Here is an 8,776-nt window from a genome sequence, read left to right as displayed (position 1 = left end):
GGCCCCCCCCGACGCGGCCCCGCCCCACCCACCGACCGTGGGCGCCACCCCAACCCCCACCGAACCGAAAGCCGCACCGCAGGCATGGGACCCGCACCCCACCGAACCGAAAGCCGCACCGCAGGCACCCCACCCACCGGACCGAACACCGCAGGCGCAGGACCCCCGCCCCCACCGGGGCGAACAGCCGCACCGCACGCACAAGACCCGCACCCCGTGAAACCCTGACAGACGACCAACGAGAGAGGCCGACCGACCGTGCAAGACGACGCCCTCATCGCACAGGCCCAGGCGTGGCTCGCCGAGGACCCCGACCCGGACACCCGTGAGGAACTCGCCCGCCTCATCGACACCGGCGACCACACCGGGATCGCCGCCCGTTTCAGCGGCACCCTCCAGTTCGGCACCGCCGGCCTCCGGGGCGAACTGGGCGCGGGCCCGATGCGCATGAACCGCTCCGTCGTCATCCGTGCGGCCGCCGGCCTCGCCGCGTACCTCAAGAAGCACGGGACCCCCCACGGGGACGACACAGCCGGCCTCGTCGTCATCGGCTACGACGCCCGCCACAAGTCCCGCGACTTCGCCGAGGACACCGCCGCCGTGATGACCGGTGCCGGACTGCGCGCGGCCGTCCTGAACCGCCCCCTCCCCACCCCCGTCCTCGCCTTCGCCATAAGGCACCTCGGCGCCGTCGCCGGAGTGGAGGTCACCGCCAGCCACAACCCGCCCCGCGACAACGGCTACAAGGTGTACCTGGGCGACGGCTCCCAGATCGTCCCCCCGGCCGACGCGGAGATCGCCGCCGAGATCGAGGCCGTGGCCTCGCTCACCACGGTCCCCCGCCCCACCGAAGGCTGGGAGACCCTCGACGACACCGTCCTGGACGCCTACCTCGCCCGCACGGACGCGGTCCTGTCCGAGGACTCCCCCCGCACCGCCCGCACCGTCTACACGGCGATGCACGGCGTCGGCAAGGACGTCCTCCTCGCCGCCTTCGAACGGGCCGGCTTCCCGAAGCCCGTCCTCGTCACCGAGCAGGCCGACCCCGACCCGGAGTTCCCGACCGTCGCGTTCCCCAACCCGGAGGAGCCCGGCGCGATGGACCTGGCCTTCGCGAAGGCCCGGGAGGCCGACCCCGACCTGGTCATCGCCAACGACCCGGACGCCGACCGCTGCGCCGCCGCGGTCAGGGACGGCGCGGACTGGCGCATGCTGCGCGGCGACGAGGTCGGCGCCCTGCTCGCCGCCCACCTGGTCCGCCGCGGAGCGACCGGCACGTTCGCGGAGTCGATCGTGTCGTCGTCCCTCCTCGGCCGCATCGCCGGGAAGGCGGGCCTGCCGTACGAGGAGACCCTGACCGGCTTCAAGTGGATCGCCAGGGTGGAGGGCCTCCGCTACGGCTACGAGGAGGCCCTCGGCTACTGCGTGGACCCGGACGGCGTACGCGACAAGGACGGCATCACGGCGGCCCTCCTCCTCACGGAACTGGCCTCCGGGCTGAAGGCCGAGGGCCGCACCCTCCTCGACCTCCTCGACGACCTCGCCGTCGAGCACGGCCTGCACGCCACCGACCAGCTCTCGGTCCGCGTACAGGACCTCGGCCTGATCGCCTCCGCGATGCGCCGCCTGCGCGACCGGCCGCCCACGGAGCTGGCCGGCCTGCGCGTCACCGGGGCCGAGGACCTGTCCCGGGGCACGAGGACCCTCCCGCCCACCGACGGCCTCCGCTACACCCTGGACGGCGCGAGGGTCGTCGTCCGCCCCAGCGGCACGGAACCGAAGCTGAAGTGCTACCTGGAGGTGGTGGTCCCGGTCGCGACGAGGACCGGCCTCCCCGAGGCCCGCGCGAAGGCGACGGCGCTCCTCGCGAGGATCAAGCAGGACCTGTCCGAGGCAGCCGGCATCTGAGGGGATCCCGCGTGGGGCGAGCCCGCTCGCCCCACGTCACCCCCTCATCCCACGGCCAGCAGCACCGCCAGCAGCACCGCCCCCGCGACGGCGGGCGCCGCGATCTCGTAGGCCCACCGCACGGTCACCTCGCCCTGCGCGGCCTCGGCGCCCTGCCGCCGCTCGTGCAGCTCACGCATCTCGGCCATGGCCAGGTCGCTCTCGTGCCGCCGGGGCCCCTCGGCGGGGACCTCCGCACCACGGCCGCCGCGTCCGCCCCTCTCCCTGAGCTCGGCCCGCGCCGCCGCCCGCGCCTCCTGCCGGTTCGCCTTGCTGCGTGCCCGCAGCGACACCGGGAGGGCCCACAGCTGGTACTTCGCACCGGACTCGGTGAAGACCTCGTTGGTGAAACCGGACCGCAGCGAGGCGACCTGTCCCCAGGGCAGCACGATCACGCGGAACGGGTTGCGGACGCGCAGCCGGTCGTCGTTCACGTACACGGCGGGACGCAGGGTGTAGGCGACGATCAGCGGTACGAGGAAGAGCATCGCGGCGAGGGCCAGCCAGGGGGTGCGGCCCTCGCCGGCGAACACCGCGTCGACGCCGAGCCATCCGATGACGGCGAGCAGCAGCACACCGCCGACGATGCCCGCGAGCGAGCGGTAGATGCGGTCCTTGTACCGGGGTGCCGCAGACCCGGTCGGCTTCGTGGGCTCCGGGTCGGGCGACTGCTGCTCGGGGGACGTCATGCTCCCGATTCTGCACGACGCCCCCGGGGCCGTCGTACGCGGTGGAGGCCGTACGCGATCCCGCACGGGGCTGTACAGCCGCTACGCGCGTAGATATGCTCGTCTGGTGACCATGCCCACCACTGCACCACACGCTCTCAGCGACGTCACCGCGTCCGACGGCACGCTGCGCCGCTTCCTCCACGGGCTGCCCGGCGTCGACGCGGTCGGCCTGGAGGCGCGCGCCGCCTCCCTCGGCACCCGTTCCATCAAGACGACCGCGAAGGCGTACGCCATCGACCTCGCCATCTCGATGGTCGACCTGACGACGCTGGAAGGCGCGGACACCCCGGGCAAGGTCCGGGCGCTCGGCGCGAAGGCGGTCCGCCCCGACCCGACCGACCGCACCACGCCCGCCACGGCCGCGGTCTGCGTCTACCCCGACATGGTGGCCACGGCGAAGGAGGCCGTCGCCGGCTCCGGCGTCAAGGTCGCCTCCGTCGCCACCGCCTTCCCGGCCGGCCGCGCCCCGATCGCCGTGAAGCTGGCGGACGTCCGCGAGGCCGTCACCGCCGGCGCGGACGAGATCGACATGGTCATCGACCGCGGGGCGTTCCTCGCGGGGAACTACATGAAGGTGTACGACGAGATCACCGCCGTGAAGGAGGCCTGCGGGACGAACGCCCGCCTCAAGGTCATCTTCGAGACCGGTGAGCTGTCGACGTACGACAACATCCGCCGGGCGAGCTGGCTCGGCATGCTGGCCGGCGCGGACTTCATCAAGACCTCGACCGGCAAGGTCGCCGTCAACGCGACCCCCGCGAACACCCTCCTCATGCTGGAGGCGGTCCGCGACTTCCGCGCCCAGACCGGCGTCCAGGTCGGCGTGAAGCCGGCCGGCGGCATCCGCACGTCGAAGGACGCCGTCAAGTTCCTGGTCCTGGTCAACGAGACCGCGGGCGAGGACTGGCTGGACAACCACTGGTTCCGCTTCGGCGCCTCCTCGCTGCTGAACGACCTGCTGATGCAGCGTCAGAAGCTGGCCACCGGCCGCTACTCCGGCCCCGACTACGTGACGGTGGACTGATCACCATGGCACCTGTTTTCGACTACGCACCGGCGCCCGAGTCCCGCTCGGTCGTCGACCTCGCCCCGTCGTACGGCCTGTTCATCGACGGCGAGTTCACCGAGGCGGCCGGCGGCAAGGTCTTCAAGACCGTCTCCCCCTCCACGGAGGAGGTCCTCTCCGAGGTCGCCGAGGCCACCGAGGAAGACGTCGACCGCGCCGTGAGGGCCGCCCGCAAGGCCTTCGAGAAGTGGTCGGCGCTCCCGGGCTCCGAGCGCGCGAAGTACCTCTTCCGCATCGCCCGCATCATCCAGGAACGCAGCCGCGAGCTCGCCGTCCTCGAAACCCTCGACAACGGCAAGCCGATCAAGGAGACCCGCGACGCGGACCTCCCCCTGGTCGCCGCGCACTTCTTCTACTACGCGGGCTGGGCCGACAAGCTCGACCACGCCGGCTACGGCGCGAACCCGAGGCCGCTGGGCGTCGCCGGCCAGGTCATCCCCTGGAACTTCCCGCTCCTGATGCTGGCGTGGAAGATCGCCCCGGCGCTGGCGACGGGCAACACGGTGGTCCTGAAGCCCGCCGAGACGACGCCCCTGTCCGCGCTCTTCTTCGCGGACGTCTGCCGCCAGGCGGGCCTGCCCAAGGGCGTCGTCAACATCATCACCGGCGACGGCCGCGCCGGTGCCGCGCTGATCGCCCACCCCGACGTGGACAAGGTCGCCTTCACCGGCTCGACCGCCGTCGGCAAGGAGATCGCGCGCACGGTCGCGGGCACCCGCAAGAAGGTCACCCTCGAACTGGGCGGCAAGGGCGCCAACATCGTCTTCGACGACGCCCCGATCGACCAGGCCGTGGAGGGCATCGTCAACGGCATCTTCTTCAACCAGGGCCAGGTCTGCTGCGCGGGCTCCCGCCTGCTGGTCCAGGAGTCGATCCACGACGAGCTCCTCGACTCCCTCAAGCGCCGCCTGTCCACGCTCCGCCTCGGCGACCCGCTGGACAAGAACACCGACATCGGCGCGATCAACTCCGCCGAGCAGCTCGCCCGGATCACCGCGCTGGCCGACCAGGGCGAGGCGGAGGGCGCCGAGCGCTGGTCCCCGGCCTGCGAACTGCCGTCGTCCGGCTACTGGTTCGCCCCGACGCTGTTCACGAAGGTCACCCAGGCGCACACGGTCGCCCGCGACGAGATCTTCGGCCCGGTGCTGTCGGTCCTGACCTTCCGCACGCCCGACGAGGCGGTCGCCAAGGCCAACAACACCCCGTACGGCCTGTCGGCGGGCATCTGGACGGAGAAGGGCTCGCGCATCCTGGCGGTCGCGAACAAGCTCCGCGCCGGCGTCATCTGGTCCAACACGTTCAACAAGTTCGACCCGACCTCGCCGTTCGGCGGCTACAAGGAGTCGGGCTTCGGCCGCGAGGGCGGCCGCCACGGCCTGGAGGCGTACCTCGATGTCTGAGAAGTCCGAGCAGCGACTGAGTGTCTTCAAGACCTACAAGCTGTACGTCGGCGGGAAGTTCCCGCGTTCCGAGAGCGGCCGGGTGTACGAGGTGACCGACGCAAAGGGCAAGTGGCTGGCGAACGCCCCGCTCTCCTCCCGCAAGGACGCCCGTGACGCGGTGGTCGCCGCGCGCAAGGCGTTCGGCGGCTGGTCCGGCGCGACGGCGTACAACCGCGGCCAGATCCTGTACCGGATCGCGGAGATGCTGGAGGGCCGCCGCGACCAGTACGTCGCGGAGGTCGCCGACGCCGAGGGCCTGTCGAAGTCGAAGGCGGCGGCGCAGGTCGACGCCGCGATCGACCGCTGGGTCTGGTACGCGGGCTGGACCGACAAGATCGCCCAGGTGGTCGGCGGCGGCAACCCGGTCGCGGGCCCCTTCTTCAACCTGTCCTCCCCCGAACCGACGGGCGTGGTCGCCGTACTGGCCCCCCAGGAGTCGTCGTTCCTGGGCCTGGTCTCGGTGGTGGCCCCGGTGATCGCGACGGGCAACACGGCGGTCGTGGTGGCGTCCGAGAGGTCCCCGCTCCCCGCCCTCTCCCTCGGCGAGGTCCTGGCCACCTCCGACCTCCCCGGCGGCGTGGTCAACGTCCTCTCCGGCCGTACGGCGGAGATCGCCGCCCCGCTCGCCGCGCACCAGGACGTCAACGCGATCGACCTCGCGGGCGCCGACGAGGTGCTGGCGAAGGAGCTGGAGATCGCGGCCGCGGACAACCTCAAGCGCGTCCTGCGTCCACAGCCTGTGGACGACTGGTCGGCGACGCCCGGCACGGACCGCATGACGGCGTTCCTGGAGACCAAGACGGTCTGGCACCCGACGGGTTCGCTGGGCGCGTCGGGCTCCGCCTACTGACCGACCGCCCCGCGCTGTCGGCCCTCCCCACCCCCTCGAAGACGGCCGCGGCTCATCTCCGTCCGGATGAACCGCGGCCGTCCTCGAGCACCGCCGACCGGGCGCCGTAGCCCCGAGGTCCGGGACGGAGAAGCGGTGCAGGCTCCCCTTGCACCACCTGATACGGGCCGTCAGGACCTGGGCCCGGCTCCACATGGACGGCGTACTCGTCCGCCGGGAGACATACGACGGCCGCCCGCGCGGTGAACCGTCCCGCTCCCCGCCTCCCCGTCACCCCGAGGCCAGCTGTTCCGCTATCTCACTGATCCAGCCCGCGGTCTTCGCCGGGTCGTCGAGGGTCTGCGCCCACGCTTCAGGGTCCAGCCTGTGGTCGGTGGGGCCCGCTTTGAGAGCGATGAGGAGGGCCCTCGCGGACTCCCTCATCTCGGGCGTCGTGTCGCCGCTGCCGGGGATGCCGGGGCCCGCCGCCAGGGCGTAGATCTCGCGCGCCATGGCCTGGCGTTCGCCCTTCGACACCTTCTTCCAGAACGTCAGGGCGTGCTTCAGCGAGTCACCGCGGGATGCGGCCTTCTCCTGGGTCTCGCCCTCCGGCGCCCAGCGCTCGGGGTGGCGCTTCTCCTCGTAGCGCTTCGTGGCTGCGCGGAGCGCCTTGTACAGGGTGACGCCGAGGACGAGGCCGGCGCCGGCCCCGGCGAGGCCCCACCCGACCGGGTTGCTCGCCAGCCCGGCCGTTCCCGCCGCGACCGCCGTCACCACGCCGGCCGCGGCCTTGGTGGATTCGCCCACCGCGCCGCCGATCGTCTCCTTGCCGATCTTGGTGAGCTGCTTCTTCTTCGCGTACTCCTGCGCCCTGGTCAGCCTGTCCGCCTCCCCCTCCCACTTCCTCTCCGTGCGCCGGATGGTCTCGGCGGTGTCACGGACTTCACCCATCGCCTCCCAGGCGGCGTCGATGGCCTCGGAAACGAGCTCCAGCCGTTCCTCGCCCTCGTGGCCCCAGTAGGCGTCCAGCGCGACGTATGCCTCCGCCGCGGCCCATTCGGCCTGTTCCCGCGACTCGTTCAGCCGGGTCAGCGCAGCCGGCTCAACGAGGTGGGGGTCTCCGAGCTCCTTCACCCTCTTGTACTTGCGGGCCGCTCCCCCGACCCGGAAGGCCGCCCGTACGCCCTTGATCGCGCCGACGGAAGCGCTGGCGATACCGCTCGCCTCGGACGCCACCGCGGCGTCCGCCGCCTTCTGGACCTTGGTCACCTCTTTGGCGATGGCGGCGCTGTAGCTTCCCGAACCGGCGGCGCCGATGACCGCGTCGGTTCCCTTGACCTTGGCCTTCTTCTGCGTCGTGTGGTGCTTGGCCCCGGTCTCGTGCGTCTTCGCGTCCTTCATGTTCTTGTACGCGTCCATGCCGCTGACCACGGTGCCGGCGGCCTCCGTGAGGAGGTTCCCCGACGCGGCGGAGGTCCCCGAGGCGGCGGCGGAGTGCTTGAGGCCCTCGTTGGCCATGGCGGCGGCCTGCTGGGTGAAGCCCGCGTTGACGGGGGTCTGGACTCCCTTGATGAAGGTGTCGATGGGCTCGAGATTCTTCTTGAACCTGTCCAGGAGCCCGGCGATCCGGTCGCGATAGCTCTTCTTCTTCGCTCCGGCGGACGTGTCACCGTTCTCCGGCGCCTTCCCCTTGTCCGCGCTCCTGGCACGCTGCACCGCCGCGGCCGTGGCCCGGTTGCCGGCGCTGGACTGCAGTTGGAGGAGGGCGTGCCCCACCGGGTTCCGGGGCGGGCTCCCGGCCCGGTTCCCTTCCTGACGCTGCCGGACCGACGTCAGGACGGCCGTGGACTGCCGTGCCGGGGCACGGTGGGCCGGGGTGCTCATGGACGTACCTCTCCTGCGGCCGGACGGGGCGGGGAAAAGGTAGCCAGGCACGGACAACGGAAGGGGTACTGCGGGAGAACTCTTCGGGGATGCCCTGGAATGACGTCGTGGGAGGAACGGACGCCGGGGCACGCGGTGGCCCGGCACCCCGTGGGAGGGGTGCGCGGCAGCGGGACGGCGGGCGCGTGCACACGGTCGCGCCGTGCCGAACCGGCGAAGGCGGCGACGATCCGTGGCGGGGTGTCCGGGGCGTGACGACGGCGTCCCCATGCCGGTCACGGTGCGGAGGCCGCCCGGGCCGGCTCCCCCGCCCGGCCGCCGACGAGGCGCCTCCCGCCGGGGCTCAGCCCTGGGGCCTCCGCCCTCGAGCGACGGCCGGGAGGACGGCGTCCGCGTCGAAGTCTGCGACGACCTCCCCGGCATGGCCCCCATCCGCGACGGCAAGAACCCGACCGGTCCTGTGACGGTGCTGGACGGGGCGGCCCGGAAGCCCTTCGCCGGCTGCGTCAAGGGCGGTTCCCCGGAGGGTGGTTACGCAGAACGGACCCTGGTGACGTGCCGAGACCCGTTCCGGGACAAGGGCTGCCCTCCGCCTCGTGGAGAACGCGCCCCGCCCCGGTCGATGCTCAGCCCCTCAGCGCGTCCGTCGCCCGCCCCGCCACCGGGATGCCGCCCACCGACGGCGCCTGGGCGACCGGTCCCGTCACCTCGCGCGAGTCCACCGCCCGGAAGTCGGCGACCTGGGTGCCGACGCCGTTGTCGAGCGGGTCCACGCCCGTGCCGGCCAGCGGGTTGGGCCTGAGGTCCGCGACCGTGCCCACGGCCCGGCCGGTGCCGTCGAGGAGCGAGCCGGAGTCCGCGGCCGCCGCCGTCGCCG

The 8,776-nt window shown here is 72.5% G+C and carries 6 protein-coding genes and 1 pseudogene; 4 read left to right on the top strand and 3 right to left on the bottom strand.

Annotated elements, in window-relative coordinates; genetic code table 11:
- Positions 1–258 precede the first annotated feature (258 nt).
- A complete protein-coding gene (locus B7767_RS37925; RefSeq protein ID WP_085575954.1) occupies positions 259–1,908 on the top strand; it encodes a phospho-sugar mutase in 1,650 nt (549 codons plus the stop codon).
- Positions 1,909–1,952: 44 nt separating this feature from the next.
- Here B7767_RS37925 and B7767_RS37920 read toward each other — a convergent pair whose 3' ends face one another.
- The gene (locus B7767_RS37920; protein WP_085575953.1) at positions 1,953–2,636 is read right to left on the bottom strand and encodes a PH domain-containing protein; all 684 of its coding nucleotides are present in this window, start codon (positions 2,634–2,636) and stop codon (positions 1,953–1,955) included.
- 112 nt (positions 2,637–2,748) lie between these two features.
- Between B7767_RS37920 and deoC the strand changes: the two genes are divergently transcribed.
- Genes deoC through B7767_RS37905 form a run of 3 tightly spaced genes read left to right on the top strand, consistent with a single transcriptional unit; the run spans position 2,749 to position 6,036 of the window.
- Positions 2,749–3,702, top strand: a complete 954-nt coding sequence (gene deoC / locus B7767_RS37915) for a deoxyribose-phosphate aldolase (protein ID WP_085575952.1) — start codon at positions 2,749–2,751, stop codon at positions 3,700–3,702.
- A 5-nt stretch (positions 3,703–3,707) separates the two neighbouring features.
- Positions 3,708–5,144, top strand: a complete 1,437-nt coding sequence (locus B7767_RS37910) for an aldehyde dehydrogenase family protein (protein ID WP_085575951.1) — start codon at positions 3,708–3,710, stop codon at positions 5,142–5,144.
- Entirely contained in the window at positions 5,137–6,036 is a 900-nt protein-coding gene (locus B7767_RS37905) for an aldehyde dehydrogenase (protein ID WP_085575950.1), read from the top strand. The genes B7767_RS37910 and B7767_RS37905 overlap by 8 nt, the downstream gene beginning before the upstream one ends.
- Positions 6,037–6,306: 270 nt before the next feature.
- On the opposite strand, the gene B7767_RS37900 is transcribed toward B7767_RS37905, so the two are convergent.
- Both B7767_RS37900 and B7767_RS37895 read right to left on the bottom strand, forming a co-directional pair.
- Complete coding sequence (locus B7767_RS37900; RefSeq protein WP_085575949.1) at positions 6,307–7,899, bottom strand: hypothetical protein; 1,593 nt, start codon at positions 7,897–7,899, stop codon at positions 6,307–6,309.
- A 626-nt stretch (positions 7,900–8,525) separates the two neighbouring features.
- Positions 8,526–8,776: pseudogene (locus B7767_RS37895) on the bottom strand (hypothetical protein); the annotation flags it as partial.

This window comes from Streptomyces sp. 13-12-16 (assembly GCF_002114215.1).
In the GTDB taxonomy this organism is placed as follows: domain Bacteria; phylum Actinomycetota; class Actinomycetes; order Streptomycetales; family Streptomycetaceae; genus Streptomyces.
The sequence above is the reverse complement of the archived record's forward strand: the minus strand, read 5'-3'. Positions and strand labels throughout refer to the sequence as shown.

Bases quoted from the DNA above. Each gene is read 5' to 3' on its own strand.
- B7767_RS37900 (WP_085575949.1), bottom strand. From the start codon at position 7,899: ATGAGCACCCCGGCCCACCGTGCCCCGGCACGGCAGTCCACGGCCGTC.
- B7767_RS37910 (WP_085575951.1), top strand. From the start codon at position 3,708: ATGGCACCTGTTTTCGACTACGCACCGGCGCCCGAGTCCCGCTCGGTC.
- B7767_RS37905 (WP_085575950.1), top strand. From the start codon at position 5,137: ATGTCTGAGAAGTCCGAGCAGCGACTGAGTGTCTTCAAGACCTACAAG.
- deoC (WP_085575952.1), top strand. From the start codon at position 2,749: ATGCCCACCACTGCACCACACGCTCTCAGCGACGTCACCGCGTCCGAC.
- B7767_RS37920 (WP_085575953.1), bottom strand. From the start codon at position 2,636: ATGACGTCCCCCGAGCAGCAGTCGCCCGACCCGGAGCCCACGAAGCCG.